This window comes from Paraperlucidibaca baekdonensis, from assembly GCF_003387535.1.
Taxonomy (GTDB): domain Bacteria; phylum Pseudomonadota; class Gammaproteobacteria; order Pseudomonadales; family Moraxellaceae; genus Perlucidibaca; species Perlucidibaca baekdonensis.
The window spans coordinates 63,425-81,709 of sequence record NZ_QUNR01000004.1 but is presented as its reverse complement, the minus strand read 5'-3'; the positions used below and the strand labels follow the sequence as shown (position 1 = coordinate 81,709).

The 18,285-nt window shown below is 56.4% G+C and carries 21 protein-coding genes and 1 tRNA gene; 5 read left to right on the top strand and 17 right to left on the bottom strand.

The features are described 5' to 3' along the window. Positions 1-19: 19 nt before the first annotated feature. The 5 genes from arsB to DFR26_RS09115 form a co-directional block, all read right to left on the bottom strand. Positions 20-1,039 (bottom strand): ACR3 family arsenite efflux transporter, encoded by a 1,020-nt coding sequence (arsB, locus tag DFR26_RS09135; RefSeq protein WP_116208666.1) that lies wholly within the window; start codon positions 1,037-1,039, stop codon positions 20-22. Between the two features lie 3 nt (positions 1,040-1,042). Continuing rightward, positions 1,043-1,504: an arsenate reductase ArsC gene (locus DFR26_RS09130; RefSeq protein WP_116208665.1), complete on the bottom strand. Its 462-nt coding sequence runs from the start codon at positions 1,502-1,504 to the stop codon at positions 1,043-1,045. A 2-nt stretch (positions 1,505-1,506) separates the two neighbouring features. Next, positions 1,507-1,875 (bottom strand): metalloregulator ArsR/SmtB family transcription factor, encoded by a 369-nt coding sequence (locus DFR26_RS09125; protein WP_116208664.1) that lies wholly within the window; start codon positions 1,873-1,875, stop codon positions 1,507-1,509. 121 nt (positions 1,876-1,996) lie between these two features. Next, positions 1,997-2,072, bottom strand: a tRNA-Glu gene (locus tag DFR26_RS09120). A gap of 112 nt (positions 2,073-2,184) precedes the next feature. Next, positions 2,185-3,201 carry a 2-dehydropantoate 2-reductase gene (locus DFR26_RS09115; RefSeq protein WP_116208663.1) on the bottom strand — a complete coding sequence of 339 codons (1,017 nt, stop codon included), beginning with the start codon at positions 3,199-3,201 and terminating at the stop codon, positions 2,185-2,187. A 120-nt stretch (positions 3,202-3,321) separates the two neighbouring features. Between DFR26_RS09115 and DFR26_RS09110 the strand changes: the two genes are divergently transcribed. After that, a complete protein-coding gene (locus DFR26_RS09110; protein ID WP_181899035.1) occupies positions 3,322-4,158 on the top strand; it encodes an SDR family NAD(P)-dependent oxidoreductase in 837 nt (278 codons plus the stop codon). On the opposite strand, the gene DFR26_RS09105 is transcribed toward DFR26_RS09110, so the two are convergent. Continuing rightward, entirely contained in the window at positions 4,155-4,640 is a 486-nt protein-coding gene (locus DFR26_RS09105) for a glutathione peroxidase (protein ID WP_116208661.1), read from the bottom strand. The two genes, DFR26_RS09110 and DFR26_RS09105, sit on opposite strands and share 4 nt — an antisense overlap. A 54-nt stretch (positions 4,641-4,694) precedes the next feature. Then, positions 4,695-5,084, bottom strand: coding sequence for a peptide-methionine (R)-S-oxide reductase MsrB (gene msrB / locus DFR26_RS09100; RefSeq protein WP_116208660.1), 390 nt, complete (start codon positions 5,082-5,084; stop codon positions 4,695-4,697). A 169-nt stretch (positions 5,085-5,253) separates the two neighbouring features. Here msrB and DFR26_RS09095 point away from each other — a divergent pair, with 169 nt between their 5' ends. Next, positions 5,254-6,492: a pyridoxal phosphate-dependent aminotransferase gene (locus DFR26_RS09095; RefSeq protein ID WP_281269898.1), complete on the top strand. Its 1,239-nt coding sequence runs from the start codon at positions 5,254-5,256 to the stop codon at positions 6,490-6,492. A 150-nt stretch (positions 6,493-6,642) separates the two neighbouring features. Continuing rightward, positions 6,643-7,539: a protease HtpX gene (gene htpX, locus DFR26_RS09090; RefSeq protein ID WP_116208658.1), complete on the top strand. Its 897-nt coding sequence runs from the start codon at positions 6,643-6,645 to the stop codon at positions 7,537-7,539. A 343-nt stretch (positions 7,540-7,882) separates the two neighbouring features. Here the strand turns inward: htpX and nemA are convergent, their stop codons facing one another. After that, positions 7,883-8,974, bottom strand: a complete 1,092-nt coding sequence (gene nemA / locus DFR26_RS09085; protein WP_116208657.1) for an N-ethylmaleimide reductase — start codon at positions 8,972-8,974, stop codon at positions 7,883-7,885. Positions 8,975-9,037: 63 nt separating this feature from the next. Next, on the bottom strand, positions 9,038-10,207 hold the full coding sequence (locus DFR26_RS09080; protein WP_116208656.1) for an ATP-NAD kinase family protein: 1,170 nt from the start codon (positions 10,205-10,207) through the stop codon (positions 9,038-9,040). An 86-nt stretch (positions 10,208-10,293) separates the two neighbouring features. Here DFR26_RS09080 and DFR26_RS11100 point away from each other — a divergent pair, with 86 nt between their 5' ends. After that, a complete protein-coding gene (locus DFR26_RS11100) occupies positions 10,294-10,470 on the top strand; it encodes a PA1571 family protein (RefSeq protein WP_181899034.1) in 177 nt (58 codons plus the stop codon). Positions 10,471-10,485: 15 nt separating this feature from the next. Here the strand turns inward: DFR26_RS11100 and DFR26_RS09075 are convergent, their stop codons facing one another. Genes DFR26_RS09075 through dnaX form a run of 6 tightly spaced genes read right to left on the bottom strand, consistent with a single transcriptional unit; the run spans position 10,486 to position 15,286 of the window. Beyond that, positions 10,486-10,959: a YiiD C-terminal domain-containing protein gene (locus DFR26_RS09075; protein ID WP_181899033.1), complete on the bottom strand. Its 474-nt coding sequence runs from the start codon at positions 10,957-10,959 to the stop codon at positions 10,486-10,488. Beyond that, complete coding sequence (locus DFR26_RS09070) at positions 10,956-11,513, bottom strand: nitroreductase family protein (protein WP_116208654.1); 558 nt, start codon at positions 11,511-11,513, stop codon at positions 10,956-10,958. The genes DFR26_RS09075 and DFR26_RS09070 overlap by 4 nt, the downstream gene beginning before the upstream one ends. A 12-nt stretch (positions 11,514-11,525) precedes the next feature. After that, positions 11,526-12,602 (bottom strand): NAD(P)H-dependent flavin oxidoreductase, encoded by a 1,077-nt coding sequence (locus DFR26_RS09065; RefSeq protein WP_116208653.1) that lies wholly within the window; start codon positions 12,600-12,602, stop codon positions 11,526-11,528. A 23-nt stretch (positions 12,603-12,625) separates the two neighbouring features. Further along, positions 12,626-13,225, bottom strand: a complete 600-nt coding sequence (gene recR, locus DFR26_RS09060) for a recombination mediator RecR (RefSeq protein WP_116208652.1) — start codon at positions 13,223-13,225, stop codon at positions 12,626-12,628. Between the two features lie 3 nt (positions 13,226-13,228). Beyond that, positions 13,229-13,558 carry a YbaB/EbfC family nucleoid-associated protein gene (locus DFR26_RS09055; protein WP_220375761.1) on the bottom strand — a complete coding sequence of 110 codons (330 nt, stop codon included), beginning with the start codon at positions 13,556-13,558 and terminating at the stop codon, positions 13,229-13,231. Between the two features lie 21 nt (positions 13,559-13,579). Then, complete coding sequence (dnaX, locus tag DFR26_RS09050; protein WP_116208651.1) at positions 13,580-15,286, bottom strand: DNA polymerase III subunit gamma/tau; 1,707 nt, start codon at positions 15,284-15,286, stop codon at positions 13,580-13,582. A gap of 153 nt (positions 15,287-15,439) precedes the next feature. Between dnaX and DFR26_RS09045 the strand changes: the two genes are divergently transcribed. Then, on the top strand, positions 15,440-16,663 hold the full coding sequence (locus DFR26_RS09045; protein WP_116208650.1) for an alpha/beta hydrolase family protein: 1,224 nt from the start codon (positions 15,440-15,442) through the stop codon (positions 16,661-16,663). A 37-nt stretch (positions 16,664-16,700) separates the two neighbouring features. On the opposite strand, the gene DFR26_RS09040 is transcribed toward DFR26_RS09045, so the two are convergent. Both DFR26_RS09040 and DFR26_RS09035 read right to left on the bottom strand, forming a co-directional pair. Continuing rightward, positions 16,701-16,991, bottom strand: coding sequence for a sll1863 family stress response protein (locus tag DFR26_RS09040; protein ID WP_116208649.1), 291 nt, complete (start codon positions 16,989-16,991; stop codon positions 16,701-16,703). 64 nt (positions 16,992-17,055) lie between these two features. Next, entirely contained in the window at positions 17,056-18,267 is a 1,212-nt protein-coding gene (locus DFR26_RS09035; RefSeq protein WP_116208648.1) for a BaiN/RdsA family NAD(P)/FAD-dependent oxidoreductase, read from the bottom strand. Positions 18,268-18,285 lie beyond the last annotated feature (18 nt).

Genomic DNA, 18,285 nt, shown 5'->3' with positions numbered 1-18,285 from the left:
CTGCGACAATATGTCGCACCTAGGCCGGAAACCACCGCCGCGTGCGATTTGCCAAGGCCACCAAGCTCAACATCACCGGCACTTCCACCAAAACACCCACCACCGTGGCCAGGGCCGCTCCCGAATGCAGGCCAAATAAGGCAATCGCCACGGCCACGGCCAACTCAAAGAAATTCGAGGTGGCAATCATGCAGGCCGGCGCGGCAATACGATGTGGCAGCTTCATCAGCCACGCGGCCACATAAGCCAAAGCGAAAATGCCATAGGTTTGAATCATCAACGGAATGGCAATCAGCACCACGCGCTCTGGCTGCGCGAGTAATGTGTTTGCCTGAAACCCAAATAGCAGCACCACCGTCGCCAACAAACCACTAATCGACAGAGGCTTAATGCTCGCCAAAAAGTCATTTAAGCGAGCCTCACTGCCAGAAGCCAGCAGCCAGCGCCTAGTCAACACGCCGGCCACTAACGGCACCACCACATAGAGCAATACCGACAATAACAAGGTGTCCCAGGGCACGGTAATGTTGCTGATGCCCAGCAACCAGGCAGCGATTGGCGCAAAGGCAATTATCAAAATCAGGTCATTTAGAGAGACTTGTACCAAGGTGTAATTGGCATCGCCTTTAACCAAATGGCTCCAGATAAATACCATTGCCGTGCACGGTGCCACGCCCAGCAAAATCAAACCGGCTAAGTACTCGCTCGCACTCTGCGCATCAATCAAATCGGCAAAAATGACTTTGAAGAACAGCCAGCCTAGCGCTGTCATGGTCAAAGGCTTGACTAGCCAATTAATCACTAGCGTCAAATACAAGCCTTGTGGCCGCTGACCTACCGCTTTTAATGAGGCAAAATCTACTTGCACCATCATGGGGTAGATCATCAACCAAATAAACACCGCCACGGGCAGGTTCACATGCGCGACTTCAAGCGCTGCAAACCACTGAAATAGTGCCGGAAAAGCGCTCCCCAAGATCACCCCAGCCGCCAGACACAAGGCCACCCACAGCGATAAATAACGCTCAAAAATGCCCATGATTTAATCCGCCACGCGCTGCAGCTCAGCGCGCAGCGCCTGCTCAGTGAGCTGCTCAAAATTGCTGGCCAAAAGCGCCTCGATGCGCGCGCTGATGGTGTCCATTACCGCAAAAAAGGCCGCCGGAGCCTCCTCAGCACCCAGTTTCGATGGATCCGGCAAGCCCCAATGCACCTGAATCGTTTGGCCAAACCACACCGGGCAAACCTCACTCGCCGCGCTATCGCAGACGGTCACCACGACATCGGGCTGCATCGACTCAAAATCATCCCACGATTGGCTTTTCAGGCCCTCACAAGCAATGCCACGCTCAGCTAAATACTTCAGCGTGAGTGGATGCACTTCGCCGGCAGGCTGGCTACCCGCACTAAAGGCTTGAATACGCCCTTGCGCCAGATGATTGGTGATGGCTTCGCTCAAGATGCTTCGGCAGCGATTATGTGTGCAAATAAACAAAATTTTCATGGCTAGTCTCCTGAGTGACAGCACAGTGAGCTTCGTTGTGGACGCTCATTCATGCCCTGCAATCTCGTCTCATCATCGCGTAACGCCTGACCATAGGCAGCTGCCGCCAGCGCAATAATCTCGCGCGCCCACACCGGCAGTTGTGGATCTACTTGGTAATACACCCACTGCCCGGCTCGCCGATCGCTCAACAAGCCGCACTGGCGTAATTGCGCCAAATGCCGCGAAATTTTTGGCTGGCTTAAATCCAGCGCGCAGGTGAGCTCACAGACGCACAGCTCGTGCTCCTGATTGATGAGCAACATCAGTCGCGCGCGGGTATCGTCGGCTAAACACTTAAATAGCGTTATCGGGGTCAATGAGGTCGTCATGGCTGTCGCTGCTTCGTAAGACCATCACTTTATATCTGATTTTCCATATATATGGAATAGCAGATATAAAGTGATCAATTAAGTGCTCAGGCTACAAACGAAAAGGAGAAATCTTAATGAGTGGCGTCCCCACGGGGATTCGAACCCCGGTTACCGCCGTGAAAGGGCGATGTCCTAGGCCTCTAGACGATGGGGACATCGAACACGGCAATGCGTGGGAGGCAGCAGCGGAAGCTGCGGCGCGGATGTTAGGGAGGCGGCTATTGTGCTGTCAAGCGACAGCCGCTCAGCAAAACCATCGCGCGCAGGCTAGGCGCTACCAGCAGCGGCTTTCAGCGACAACAATAACGATGAACCCTGCCATTCGCGCGGACCGCCCTGCTCGGCATCGCGCACTAAGCGCACCAGTTGTTTATTGACCGGTGCCTGCTCGCCCAAGCGCTCCGCCAAGCGCACCACCTCGCCATTGATCCAATCGACTTCCGTGCGGCGACCCGCCTCAAAGTCTTCCCACATGGATGATCGTGCCAATGGGTCAATTTCCAGCAGCTTGTGAGCCAAGCGAGAGAACAAAAAGTCCGGCAATGACATCAAGCGTGGAATCCATTGTGGCGCCAATGGCGTGAGTCGTGCCGGCGTAATATCAGCCTTCTTAAGCAAGCCGAGTAACTCGCGCTGCGCCATCGCCAAGCAGCGCCGATACGCCCACAGCGATAACTCTTCTTTTAATGGCCGGTTTGACAAGGCGTTGATGGGGTTGTTGAGGTTGAGCATCAGCTTTGCCCAGAGCACTGAGTTCATATCTTCTTGCCATTGCAACGGTAGCTTGGCTTTGGCAAAGGGCGCCTCAATCAGCGCTTGCAGGCCTGGCGCCTGCCCGACCGCTAAATAGCCTTCGGTGCCCTGATGAAACACACCCGGTGCCCGACGCGCGACATTAAACGGCACCATCCCGGCCACGACCCGACAACGCGGCAAACCACGCGCCAACGTGGCGGCATTATCGATACCATTTTGCATGCTCACCACCCACGTGCCGTCGCGCAAATGTGGCGCTAGGTCGACTGCTGCTTGGGCACTGTCAGCCGACTTCACGGTCACCAGCACCACCTCCACTTGCTGCAATGCCGATGCATCGGTGGCCAGCATGACGTTCGTCAACGCATGTGTGCGGCCTTTGTAGTCGCTGATCGTCAGCCCATGCGCGCGCAGTTCATCACGGCGCGATGCTCGGCCAACCAACACCACCTCGGTATGTGCTGCCATCAAGCAGCCACCCAAATAGCAGCCCACGCTACCCGCACCAAAAATCCCGATAACCGCCATCAATGACTCCAGCTCGTAGATGCTCTAGGCCTTGTTATATCGTAGTATCGCAAAACTTACAGCGCCCGCCGGCCGATGTCGCGGCGTAAATTTCGCTCGATCGACAACAAGGTAGGAAAAATGGCTAACGTATCGCGGCAAATTTTGGTGACCGGCGGCAACAGCGGCATTGGTTTGGAGATGGTCAAAGCCTTTGTCGCGGATGGCCACGAAGTGGCTATTGCAGCGCGCGACTTGGCGAAAACCATGGCGGCCATCGACAGCCTTCGCGAACAACAGCCAAACGCTAAGCTGCACGCTATTGCGCTCGATCTCGCCGACTTCACGCAAGTCGATGCCGCTGCCTTGACGGTGCTCAGCACCCTACCCGCGCTCGACACCGTCATGCTCAATGCCGGCAGTTTTACCAATGGCTTGCGCCAGCTCGACAACGGCCTTGAGAGCATGATCGGCACCATGCATTTTGGTCACTTTAGACTCATGCAACACTTGTTGCCAAGCCTGCATAAAGCAGCCTTGGCGCGCGTGGTGGTGACCAGCTCCGTCGCGCATTGGGCGGGGCATTTAGACGCCGAGCGCTATGAAAACCCATCACGCTACTGGAGCGATTTCGCCGCCTATGGCAGCGCAAAGCTCGCCAACTTGGTCTATGCACGCGCCTTAGCCGCTGAGCTACAAGGCAGCGCCATTCGCGTCAATGCCTTTCACCCAGGCGGCGTGGCCACCGGTATTTGGCGTGAACTGCCAGGACCGGTGCAATGGCTCGTCGACAAAGTCCTCATCAGTCCCACACAGGGTGCTGACACCGCCGTCTGGTTGGCACTTGCTGATGACGCCGCGCACCATCACGGGCAGTATTTTGTTCGCCGCAAAAAAGCCATGACCTCCAGTGAATCAAAAGACCCCGCCGTGGCCGCCACGTTAATGGCCGCCAGCGCAGCGATTGCCGGGATTTAAGCGCTTAAGGCTTTTTCAATATCGGCCACCAAGTCCTCGGGCTTGGTGGTTGGCGCATAACGATCAATGACTTGACCATCTTTGCCGATGAGAAACTTGGTGAAATTCCATTTGACCTTTTTACTGCCCAATAAGCCCGGTGCGGCGTGCGTGAGGTGTTGAAACAGCGGGTGCGCATCGGGGCCATTGACATCGATTTTGGCAAACATAGGAAACGTCACGCCATAATCTAGGCTGCAAAATTCGGCGATTTCACTGTCAGAGCCAGGGTCTTGGTTGAGAAATTGATTGCATGGAAAGCCCAGCACCACAAACCCTTGGTCACGAAAGCGCTGATAAACCGTCTCCAAGCCTGTAAATTGCGGCGTAAAACCACACTTGCTTGCGGTGTTAACGACCAACACCACCTGACCAGCGTAGTCTTTTAACGACACGGCCTGGCCATCAATACCTTGTGCTGAAAAATCACCTAATGTGTTCATGCAACCTCCTATTAAGCGCGCGTCATGCGCTGCTGTGCCGTGTTCGTCTTGTCTTTAGGATTGGGGCTTTAATTGCAGCGAAGCAGAATTAATGCAATAGCGCAGGCCCGTGGGCTCAGGCCCATCGGGAAAGACATGGCCCAAATGCGCATCGCAGGCCTGGCAAGTCACCTCAACGCGCACCATGCCATGACTGACATCCCGATGCTCCGCTACCGCCGATGCTGCCTGCGGCGCATAAAAGCTTGGCCAACCCGAGCCCGAATCATACTTTGTTGCTGAATCAAAAAGCGGCTCGCCACAGCAACTGCATAAGTAGGTGCCCGCTGTTTTGGTGGCATTATATTCGCCAGTAAACGGACGCTCAGTGCCTTTTTGTCGGGTGATATGAAACACCTCAGGGCTCAACGCTTCTCGCCATTGCGCCTCGGTTTTTTTGGTCATGTCGCACTCCTTATGTGTTGGTCAGCGCCAAGCAGCTGACGCGCGAACCGTTATAACCGATGGTTTTATCACGAATGTCTGGCTAGGTGATGAAAACAGTCGTGCCAGCTATCAACAGCTGTGATGATTTGCTCTAGAATGACGGCTTAATTTGATGGTGTGGGCGCTCATGGCTATTTCAAAATCGCTGAAACTTAAAGATGTTTGCTACGACATTCGCGGGCCTGTATTGAAAGCCGCCAATGCCATGGAAGAGCAAGGCCATCGCATCATTAAGCTCAATATCGGCAATCCAGCACCGTTTGGCTTCGAAGCGCCACAGGAAATTCTCTCGGATGTCATCAGCAATCTGCCTAATGCCGTGGGCTATTGCGACTCCAAGGGTCTGTTTGCCGCACGCAAAGCCGTGGTGCATTACTACCAAACCAAGGGCATGCTCGGCGTCGATGTGGGCGATATTTATATTGGTAATGGCGTCTCAGAGCTCATTGTCATGGCTATGCAAGCGCTGCTGAATAACGACGATGAAATGCTCGTGCCGGCGCCCGACTATCCGCTGTGGACCGCTGCCGTGACACTTTCCGGTGGTAAAGCCGTGCATTATCTGTGCGATGAAGACAATGGCTGGTTCCCCGACCTCGCCGATATAGAGCGCAAAATCACCGCAAAAACCCGCGGCATTGTGGTGATCAACCCCAACAATCCCACCGGCGCGGTGTACTCAAAAGAGATTCTCGAGGGTATTGTGGCGTTGGCGCGCAAGCACGACCTCATCATTTTCGCCGATGAAATCTACGACAAGATTCTCTACGACGAAGCCCAGCATACGTCCATTGCCACGCTCGCCAATGACTTGCTTTGCGTGACCTTCAACGGCCTCTCGAAAAGCTATCGCGTGGCCGGCTTTCGCTCCGGCTGGCTAATGGTCAGCGGTGCCAAAGCGCAGGCCAAAGACTATATCGAAGGCTTGGATATGCTCGCCTCCATGCGTCTATGCGCCAATGTGCAAGCGCAATTTGCCATCCAAACGGCGCTGGGCGGCTACCAAAGCATCAATGACTTAATTCGCCCCGGTGGGCGCTTGCATGAACAGCGCGAGCTGGCGTGGCAGCTGCTCACCGATATTCCCGGGGTGAGCTGCGTAAAGCCCAATGGCGCGCTGTATTTATTTCCGCGCCTCGACCCGGCCGTGTACCCGATTGCCGATGACCAAGCGTTTATCTTGGAGTTACTGAAAGCCGAGCGCGTGTTGTTGGTGCAAGGCACCGGCTTTAACTGGCCAACGCCGGATCATTTCCGCGTGGTGTTTTTGCCGCATCGTGAGGAGCTCACCGAGGCAATTTCGCGTTTGGCGCGGTTTTTGGCGGATTATCGCCGCCGCCACGGCACCGATTCAGTGGCCAGTTAGTCATTAACGTCGGACAAACAGCGTGTGGCGGCAACACAGGCTCTGCGTCTCGATACAGACCGACACAAAATAAGCGTTTGATGACTTGAAATCGTCATCGGGCGTCCATAGATTAACTAGTGATTTCAATCAAAAGGAGCTCAAAAGCCCATGTTACGCATCTTCTTGTTCCTGCTCACCAACTTAGCGGTTTTGGTGGTTGCTGGTGTTGTGCTCAGCCTGCTTGGCGTGGGGTCGACGCATGGCGCAGGCAATACCTTGCAATTGGGCAACTTGCTCATCATGTGCTTTGTCTTCGGCATGGTTGGCTCGCTGGTCTCGCTATTACTCTCGAAATGGATGGCGAAACGCTCCATGGGCGTGCAACTCATTGAGTCGCCACGCTCCAATGAAGAGAAATGGTTATTTGATACCGTCTCTGAGCTGTCGCAAAAAGCTGGCATTAAAATGCCCGAAATCGGTATTTTCCCCAGCTACCAGTCCAACGCATTTGCCACTGGTTGGAATAAAAACGCAGCTTTGGTGGCGGTATCGTCAGGCTTGTTGCAACGCATGAACCGCGATGAAGTGCGCGCGGTGCTGGGCCACGAAATCGGTCACGTCGCCAATGGCGATATGGTGACGCTGTCGCTGATCCAAGGCGTGGTGAACGCTTTTGTGATGTTCTTTTCGCGCATCATCGGCAACTTTGTCGACCGCGTGGTGTTTAAAAATGAAGAAGGTCCGGGCATCGCTTACTTCGTGACCAGTATCATTGCCGACATTGTCTTGGGTATTTTGGCCTCGACCATTGTCATGTACTTCTCGCGCTATCGTGAGTTCCGTGCCGATGAAGCCGGTGCTCGCTTGGCCGGTCGCCAGTCCATGATCAATGCCTTGCGCGCGCTGCAACGCGAACATGAGGTGCCCGACCAGATGCCGGCTGAGATGACTGCAATGGCAATCACTTCTGGCAAGCGCGAGGGCTTTAGTGTGGCGTCATTGTTTATGTCGCACCCGCCGCTGGAGAAGCGCATTGAGGCGCTGCAGAATATGCAGATTGCTTAAGGTGTTTTGTGGTGAATTAAGGCCTGTCTTTTGATGGGCCTTTTTTTATTCGCGGGGCGGTGGCTAAGCGCTTGAGGAGTTGCTATTGACGGTGCTGAGCCAAAGCATTTGGGGCACCACGCTGCGCTATGTGCGCCAAATGCTTTGGTTCAGCACCTGCGATTGTGGTGGATTCTCCTACTGATTTGGCTCAGCACCTGCGATTGTGGTGGACTCCCCACTACCGCTTTGGCTAAGGGCCGCAACACCCACTGACGTCTATCGGTTGGCGGCGAGATGGGTTGGCTCACATAGCGCAGCGTGGTGCGCCAACCCATCTCGCCGCCAACCAACCCACAAGCCGTTAAGCCGACAACGCCGGATAATCCGTATAACCCTCTGCCCCACCACCATAAAACAACGCCGGGCGCTGCTCATTGAGCGGTGCATCATCGCGCAGACGCTCCGCAAGATCGGGGTTAGCAATGTAAGGCCGGCCAAACGCAGCGGCATCGATCAGCGACTTCGCCAACAAGGGCTCGGCTTTGGCCTTCGTGTAGTTACCGGCACCAATAATCACGCCAGGGAAGCGCGCACGCAACGCAATGCGGAAGCGCTCATTAAGCTGAGGGCCACCCGCCCAATCTGGCTCAGATAGATGCAAATAAGCAATGCCGCGCTGCGCAAACTGCTCGGCCAAATACAGACCCATGGCCTCGCCTTCGGCATCATCGAGGGCATTGAAATTACCCATTGGCGAAATGCGTACGCCAACGCGGTCGGCATCCCAAGCCGCGATGGTGGCGTCGAGCACCTCCAAAGTCAGGCGTGCACGATTTTCTAAGCTGCCGCCATAGGCGTCATCGCGCTTATTGCTCTCAATAGACTGAAACTGATGCAGCAAATAGCCATGCGCGGCATGCACTTCAACATAGTCAAAGCCGGCCTCGCGTGAGGCATGAGTGGCGTGTGTGTAGCTCGCCAGCAGCTCAGGAATCTCAGCGAGTGCTAATGCGCGCGGCGTACTGCAGGGTACGCGCTCGGGGTTACCATCGGCGCCGAGCACGGTGGTCTTGGTCATCGCGGGCAGGTCAGAGGCCGAGACTGGCGGCTGATTATCAACCTGTAGGCTGCTGTGCGAGATACGACCAACATGCCATAGCTGCATGGCAATACGACCACCAGCCTCATGCACGGCGGCGGTGACACGCTGCCATCCGGCGACCTGCTCCGGCGAATAAATACCCGGCGTTTGCATATAGCCTTTGCCCTGCGGCGAGACCTGCGAAGCCTCCGTGATGATCAAACCAGCACTGGCGCGCTGCGCATAATAGGTGATTGATAACTCGCTCGGCACATCGCCGGCACTGGCACGCATGCGCGTCAGCGGCGCCATAATGACGCGATTGGGCAGCGTTAACGCGCCCATGGTTAGTGGCTCAAACAACGCACTCATAACTTGCTCCGAAAATCAGCAATGCGCGTTTCGCATTGCCGGAAAAATGTAATAAATCAGCGGTTAACCTGACACCGAATACAGCGCCGCTTGCTGATAACCCGTGGTAATAGGCCAAAGACCCGACCACGCGCGATCCAACTCAACGTTGTGCGTATCTAAGCGTAAAGGTCGTCCCGAGAGTGCCGTTAGCTTGGCCGGCGTGGCTAAGACCTGCAATGCATCACGGCCTATTTTTTGTAGCAAAGTTGCAGTCAATTGCTGATTACCACGACCAATGAGACTGCCCTGGCCACCCGTTGGTGTGATGATCACGCGCAACGATTCGCGCTGCGCGTGTTGCCATAAATCCTCAGCGGTGGCGTCTGCTAATACCAGTGCGCCATCGCGCACTAAATCAAAGCCTAACAAGGTATTCGCCACACCCAGCGCCGCCGCCACTGCCGCCACCGTGGTGCCTGGGCCAAGCGCGTAAAGCTGACCACTGGGCATCGACTCGGTCACATCAGCGGCAATTTCTGCCACCACTAACGCCTCCACCTCCAAGCCCGAACATTTCACCTGTTGCAATTGATTTGCCGCAATGGGCACGCGCATTTCGCCAAAATGCTTGGCGATAACACGACCTTTCTGCAAGGCCGCCTCATCGATGTCGCGCACCTCGGCGGTATCCAGCGCCACCCAGCGCCCCTGCTGAAGGTCAGCAACCACTGTCGCGGCGGCTTGCGGATTAATCGCGAACACGCCCGAGTGCATTTTCACGCCCGCCGGCAAGCCAAGCACCGGCAGCCGCATGCCAATCGCATCGCAAATATCGCGCGCCGTGCCATCGCCGCCGGCAAAAATCAGCAAATCCACACCGGCAGCAGCAATAGCACACGCTAGCGCCTGTGTGTCTGCCGCTGTGCTGGGCTGCTCAACCGCCACGCTGACGGCCTCAAAACGCAAACCCGCTTGCGCTAACACAGCGCCTCCTAAGGGTCCATCAACACTGACCCATTGCAGGCTCAGCGGCTCAGTGGCTAATGCCTGCAGAAATTGCGCAACACGTTGTTGTGCCGGTGCATCACTGCTCGCGACTTGCGCATGTAAGCTGTTGCGCACCGCCGCCGGTAAGCTATCGCTGCCTTTCAGCGCCAACGGCCCACCAACGCCAGCGTAAGGGTTAATCAATAACCCTAGCCGTAAACTCGGCTTATTCGGTGTTTCTGAAACAGTCTGAAATGATTTCATAGATGGTTACATTTAACGAATGAAAGTCCATGACGCACTAAGGGGTACTGATTATATTGAACTCAAGGAAACGCACGAGGTGCCCCATGAATACAACGACTCAACATCACAATGACAGCCATCAATACAGCAATGCTTTTCAATTTGCTGCACTGGTTGATGATCAAGGCCGTGAAATTGCGATCACTGAAGAAATGATTCAGCAGGCCTGTGCCGAGTTAGCCAAACGCTGCCATTTCCCCGATAGCCGCCAAGCCGCTTAAGTTTGTCGTGAGCCATCATGGCTCACGCGCTACAGGCCACACCGCGTAACTCGCGGTTAACGTTAACGCCTCTTCGCCCGCACACTCAATAATCACCGCCACACTCACTCGCCCGCGGCCATGACTGGCAATGCGCGCTTGTAGCCCCGCTAAATCCTCGGCTGACGGCAACGTTGCCACCGCCTGAAAGTCACCCATCACGGGCTTTGTGTATCGCGTGTGTGACTCCGCCGCCGCCACCCAGCACGGCACATACGCCGCCCTAGCCCACAACGTTAATGCCGCCCAACCAGTTACCGTTGCTAACGTCGCCAATGCGCCCGCAAACGCTGTGCCCTTATCATTGCTATTCGGTGCCAATGGCGCCGCGATCGTTAGCGTTTGGCCATCCCAATACGTCAACTCGGTGGCCATATAACTGAGCATGGGGATGGTATCGCGCACGTCTAGCCAATGGCCTTGTGCCTGCTGCAGTGTTGACTTCGTCACAGCGCGGGCCATTGCGACCACACAGACTTGGGGGCGGCAGGCGCCGCTTTATCGGCGACGGCACTGCCCACATAAATCAACCCACCAATGCGCTCATGCGCCGCCAGGCCGAGTGCCGAGCAAACATGCGTATTGGTGGCCATATCGCCCGTGCGCCACATGCCGGCAAAGCCTTGTGCATGCAAGGCCAACAGCAAATTTTGCACCGATGCACCCAAACTCAACCACTGCTCCCATTCAGGCACACCGGGGTGATCTTCAATACTTAAGATCGCCACAATAATCATCGGCGCACGCTGCGGCATTTGCCGAAAACGCTCGCCCTCTGCGGCTGCACGTACGGGGTCTTGCTGGGCAATAGCGTCCACGAAAACAGCACCAAGCTGCGCCAAGCCATCACCGCTGATGACTAAATAACGCCATGGCCGCAACAGTCGGTGGTCGGGTGCGCACGCCGCCGCCTCAAATAAACCCGCCAGTTGCGCAGCCGAAGGCACGGGCAACGCCAAGCGAGGCAATGAGCGGCGTGTGTGAATCGCGGTTAAGGCATCCATAGTCGTCTCGTCTTAGCGGGTTACTTGCGCCACAGCAGCGTCAGCGTTGCCGGCCTGCGCGCTGATCGCCGTGAAGCCGCTGTCAGCCTCTTGCATGACGCGCTGCATGAGCGTCTCACAACTGGGCACATCGTCAATGAGTCCTTGCGCCTGGCCAATCAGCTGCACGCCGCGCTGATGATCGCCGTCGAGAATCGCGAGGCGAATACGCTCCACGGCCGCGGCAAAAAAACTCAGCTGCAGTGTGGCCAATGCGCCATGACGGCGAAAATTGGCAACCACCTGACGCACCGGCGTGCCCTGCTCACGCATGAGCTGTAATGCCGCCCATAGTGCGCGCCACGGGCTCATCGGCTTGCGCGCCGCGGCTCGCGCAGTCGGCGTATCCATGATGCGGCAAGCCATGCCATCGAAATTCGCAGTGTAGAGCGTGTCGCTCACTGACTTTGTCGCAATCAACTCGCGGGTTTTTGCATGCACTGGGCTTTCCTGCGTCATCGCCCAGCGCGTGCCCATGGCCACGGCATCCGCTCCTAATGCCAGCGCTGCAACAAGCCCCTGGCCAGTGGCAATACCGCCGGCGGCAATAATAGGTAGCGTGCTGACGCGCCGAATTGCCGGCACCAGAACCATCGTGGTGACATCGCCACCGTGTGCCGCGGCTTCATGGCCCGTGACTAATAGCGCATCGGCGCCATCGCGCTCGGCGGCGATGGCATGGCGCTCGGTGACCACTGTGGCAATCACTTTCCCACCATAGGCATGTGCTCGCTGGCACAGCCAATCGCCCTTGCCCAACGAGAAATTAATCACGGGCACCCGCTCATCGAGAGCGACTTCCGCGTTTTCATGCGCACCCGGCATGATCAGCGCCAAGCCCACGCCAAAGGGTTTATCGGTCAATGTTCGGGCGCGCTGAATTTCCTCTCGCGCCAGAGCCGGGCTGAGATGACCAATTTGAATAAGCCCTAAACCACCGGCATTACTCACCGCCGCGGCGAGCTCCGCCGTTGACACATAGGTCATACCGGAGCAAATCTGCGGATAACGAATGCCAAATAGCGAGGTGATTCGGGTCTGCCAGCGCATAAACACTTACCTAATAAACGCGCTCAAGGCACGGGGCGGCGGCCACTCAAGGCGTGTGTGAGGGTATTGCCATCGACAAATTCGAGCTCCCCCCCCATGGGCACGCCATGGCCAATGCGGCTCACCGTGAGCGGCAAAGCGCGCGTGGCTTCACGCAAATAATGCGCCGTTGCCTCGCCCTCAACCGTGGCGTTGGTCGCAATAATCAACTCAGTGATACTGGGCTGATCGCGCAGACGCGAAATCAATTGCGGCAGCCCGAGCTCCTGCGGACCAATACCATCCAACGGTGATAGGCGCCCAAGCAATACGAAATAGCGGCCACGAAAACAGCCGCTTTGCTCCAACGCGATGACGTCCATTGGGCTTTCGACTACGCACAATGCGCCATCATCGCGGCTCCCATCTTGGCACAAACGGCACACGGCCTGCTCCGTCAACATACGGCAGTCGCGGCAATGCTCCACGCGGTGCAACGCGCTTTCTAGTGCCTTTGTGAGTCGCAAACCGCCGGGACGTTGCCGCTCCAATAAATGCAAGGCCATGCGCTGCGCTGACTTTGGGCCAACACCGGGAAGAATCCGTAGCGCATCAATCAGCTCGCTGATCAGAGGGCTGAGCATGGCTTAGAACGGCAACTTAAAGCCAGGCGGCAGACCCAAACCACTGGTCGCTGCACCCATGGCTTCTTGGCTAGCGGCCTCGACTTTACGTACCGTGTCGTTAACGGCGGCGGCAATCAGATCTTCCAGAATGTCTTTGTCTTCGCTCATTAAGCTGTCATCAATGCTGATGCGCTTCACGTCATGCTGACCATTCATGGTGACTTTGACTAAGCCCGCGCCGGCCTCGCCATGAATTTCGGCAGCGGCTAAATCAGCTTTGGCGGTTTCCATTTTCTTTTGCATTTGCTCTTGCATACGCTGAGCTTGCTGCATCATTTGCTGCATATTCATAAAAATATCTCTGGTTACTGGTTAATGCGTCAAGGTCAGCGACTCAGGAATTAGTCGCGCCTCAAAGGTACTTTCTAATGCCTTCACCACGGGGTCGTTGCGTAGGGCATCTTCGGCGGCGGCTCGGCGCGCAGCAAGCAAGCGCTGTCGGCGCTGAATCGGCGTCTCCACCTCTGGATCGACCATCGACATATGAATGGCTTGCGCGGGAAAATCCCGCGCTAATGCCTGCTGCAGTGGTGGGAATGCTTGTCCGCCCGCGAGCATTTGAAACTGTGGCGCTAACCGCAGCTCCCAGGCGCTATTGGGCTGTTGATGCAAATACGTGTGGCGCGCGAGATTCAGCGGCGCACCGGTGAGGCCAGATCGCTCAACCCATTGCGCCCAGGCTTCGGCAGACCAGTCGCCGGCCATTAAGCGAGATTGCGGATGCGCATCGGCAACCTCGGAGGCTGGTGTATGCGCTGTCGGTGCGGCAACAGGCGCGACAACAGGTGCAGCAACAGACGCAATGACAGGCTCAGGCATGGATACGGGGGCCGCAGTCACGATGGGTGCGGCCTGCACCGATGGCACGACGGACACCGCAGCGCCCGCTTTCTGCGCATCGCTACTGCCGGCAGGACTCGCGCTTGGCGAGCGCGTATCAGGACGGAAGCTGAGCATGCGCAATAACGTCATCTCAAAACCCGAGCGCGCATCAACGGCTAAGGGCAAATCGCGACGCCCATGCAGCGCCATTTGATAGTAAAGCTGTAAGTCCTCGGCGGTGAGTGCCTGCGCAATGGCTAACAGTCGCTCGCGGTCGCCCTCACTATTATCAATCGCTTGTGGCACGGCTTGCGCCACGGCCAAACGATGCAAGACACTAATGAGCTCGCTGATCGCGCCAGCAAAATCAATACTTTGCTCGGCCATGCCAGCGACCACGGCGAGCACCGCCGCGGCATCGTGAGCGAGCAAGGCATCGAGCACACGAAACACGACGTCGCGATCAATACTGCCAAGCAGTGTGCGCACATCTGCCTCGACCAAGGCGCCATGACCAAACGCAATGGCTTGATCGGTCAGCGACAAAGCATCACGCATGGAGCCCTGCGCGCCGCGCGCCAATAGCCACAATGCCGCATCATCGGCAGTTATTTGCTCAGCCGCCAAGACTTGCTGCAAATGGCCAACCACACGCTCCGGGGTCATGGGCTTTAATGCAAACTGCAAACAACGCGATAAAATCGTTATTGGCAGCTTTTGCGGATCGGTAGTCGCTAACAAAAACTTCACGTGGGGGGGCGGCTCTTCCAGGGTTTTCAGCAGGGCATTAAACGAATGCCCAGACAGCATGTGTACCTCATCGATGAGATAGACCTTATAGCGCCCGCGCGTGGGGGCGTACTGCACGTTATCGAGGAGCTCGCGCGTGTCTTCGACTTTGGTTCGCGAGGCCGCATCAACCTCAATGAGGTCAACGAAGCGACCCTCATCGATTTCACGGCAGGTGCTGCATTCGCCGCAAGGGTTCGCGCTGATGCCAACTTCGCAGTTTAAGCAGCGTGACAAAATACGCGCGATGGTGGTTTTGCCGACGCCCCGCGTGCCGGTAAATAAATAGGCGTGATGCAGGCGATTTTGCTCAAGCGCATGACTCAACGCGCGCGCAACCACCTCTTGCCCTACCAGCTCTTGAAAGCAGCGCGGGCGATATTTACGGGCTAGGACGTGATAGCTCATAGCGACGCATCTCATGAAAAGGATCTGCAGCTATCGTAGCGGATGCATGAGTCGACCCCAAGCTTTTCTGCGACTTTCCCACGCGCTGGCCTTGCTCTATGACTCATCAGTCGCTACCGTCTGCATCGGATTTTTATTTGTGACGGATAGCTCATGGTATCTCCCGCCCATCGCGTTTCGCGTATAGCCAATCAAACCTATCGGCGCGCTGGCAAAATTATCAGCGGCTCGCCTTGGTGGCAGCATTTGCCGGAAGATTTTTCGCAATGGCAAGATGACTTCACGCTTAGCGGCACAGCAAAACTCATGGTCGCCGGCACCAAGCAAATCGACAATGTGCTTCGCACTGGGCTCGCCACCATGGCCGGCCTGCTGGCCATTCCGTCCACACTCAAACCCACACAAGTGGCCATTGATCGCGAGCAACGCGGATTTTATGAGGCCATCGCACGACAAGGTGATGCCGCGCGTTTTTATCAGCGCCCCGCCCGTGGCGTGACGCTACGCAAACAAAAAACCACCTGCTTGCAATACCGCCTGCCCTCCGGCCACATCGACTTACTGTCTTTTGATAGCGCCTTCGAGCCGGTCAACCCGGCATTGCGTGCCTCCTACGCGCGGCACACCCGCAATGCCACGGCATGGGCGGAGCATTGGCAGCACGGCGATAGACCGCGAGCCACCATCATTGTTGTGCATGGCTTCACCGCCGACCCGTATTGGCTCAATAGCCGCTTTCTCGCGATGCCATGGTTCTACGAGCAGGGCTACGATATTTTGCTGGTCACACTGCCCTTTCATGGCAAGCGCCAAGGACCCTTGTCGCCATTTAGCGGACACGGCTATTTTTCACATGGCTTTTGCCACATGAGTGAGACCATGGCACATGCCATTCACGACATTCGTGTCTTTATGGACTATTTGGAAGATCAAGGCGTGCCACAAATGGGCGTCACCGGCATTAGCTTAGGTGGCTATACCGCGGCACTGCTCGCGTGTGTGGAGGATCGACTGGCATTTTGCGTGCCAAATGTGCCGGTGGTGAGCATTATGGATATCATGCTCGAATGGTTTCCCACCAGCATCATCGTGCGCACCGGCTTAAAGCTCGCCGGCATGAGTATTACCGATGCGCGTGCCGCCACTGCCGTACAATCAGCCTTGAGCTTTGCCCCGAAACTGCCTCGCCAACGACTGATGCTCATAGCCGGCGCTGGCGATCGCTTAGCGCCGCCAAAACATACCCACATACTCTGGGAGCATTGGCAGCGCTGCCGCTTACATTGGTTTCCGGGCAATCACCTCGTGCACTTCGACAAAGGCCGCTATTTGAAAGCAATGCGCGGCTTTATTCGCCATATTGGCTTTTTGCCATAAAAAAGCCGCCTCAATGGCGGCTTTTTTATCGGGTCACTTACTTTTTCAAGCGTGAACCCAGCGACTTCAAGGTGTCACCAATTTCACCGACCATGCCATCAACCATGGACTTCAACTCATTGGCTTTTTCTTCACCGGCGTTACGCATTTCTTCAAACTTGCTATGCGCGTCGGCTTGGAGGCCTTTCAGATTTTCGATCTGCTTATTTAGCTCAAGCTGCAAATCAGCGCCAGCACCTTCAGCGCGGGCTTTTAACTGCTCTGTTTGAGCTTTCCACTCGTTAAGTTGAGCGCTCAATTTCTTTTGATAAGCATCGACATCAACCATGATTAACTCCGTCCAATTAAAAAGTGGATGCTTGTTATACCCTCTGACACCGCCTTGGCTCAAGTTATCTGCTCAGAAAACGTAACGCAGAAAGGCCAGCTTGCCGACCAGTAGCGAAGCAGGCAGTGAGCAAATAGCCACCGGTTGGCGCTTCCCAATCGAGCATTTCACCGGCAAAAAACACGCCAGGATAGCGCTTCGCCGCTAGCGTTGGCGTGAGCTCCGTCCAACACAGTCCACCGGCTGTACTAATGGCTTCGTCCAACGGTCTTGCCTGCGTGAGCCGTAATGTCAGCGATTTTATTGTGCTAATGAGCGCTGCAGCATCCGACCAATGACCACGCGCCAGCGTATCGCGCACCAAGGCTGCTTTCACACCCGTCAAGCCCATGCCCTGCCACTGCCGAGTCAGGCTGTGTTTCGGGTTGGCGCGTTGCTGGCGCGCTAGCAATGATGCGTGGCTCTGATCGGGCAATAGATCAAGCACAATATCGGCAACGCCATGAGACTCAATGCGCGCGCGAATCATCGCGCTGTGGGCATAAATGACACCGCCCTCAATACCCCACGAGGTGACGACGGCCTCACCCCGTTGGACTTCGTCGAGCCAAGGCAGTCGCAACGTAATATTTTTCAGCGGACTGCCCGCCAGCGCTTGCGTGGTCGCACTGTGCTGGCAATGAAAGCCGCAGTTGGCTGGCCGTAAGGGTTGCATAGCAAGCGGCGCCAGCCACTGCTGCCAAGCACCATCGGAACCGAGGCGTGACCAGCTCGCGCCGCCCAATGCCAGCACGACCGCCTGCGCCTCAATTTGTCGCGGCCCATCGGCTGTTTGAAAGTCCAACGTGTAGCCTTGTGTGGCGTTGGCCACGAGGCCCACGCAGCGATGGCGCGTGTGTACGTAGACACCGTGCCCGCGCAGACGATTGAGCCAGCGTCGCAGCAATGGTGCGGCTTTCATTTCGATCGGAAAGACACGCCCGGAGCTGCCCACAAACGTCTCAATACCCAGCGCATGCACCCACTCGCGCAACGCATCGGCGCCAAACTCGGCGATGAGCGGCGCGAGCGGCGCCTGCGCGTCGCCATAACGGCGCAAAAATGGCTCCGCTGGCTCACTGTGCGTGATATTCAAACCACCAATGCCGGCGAGCAATAATTTCCGGCCAAGCGAGGGCATGGTGTCGAAAATAGCGACGGCAATACCCGCTTGCGCGAGCTGCTCAGCGGCCATCAGACCCGCAGGACCACCACCAATGATGGCAACAGGGATCATAAGAAAGTGCTAGCGAGA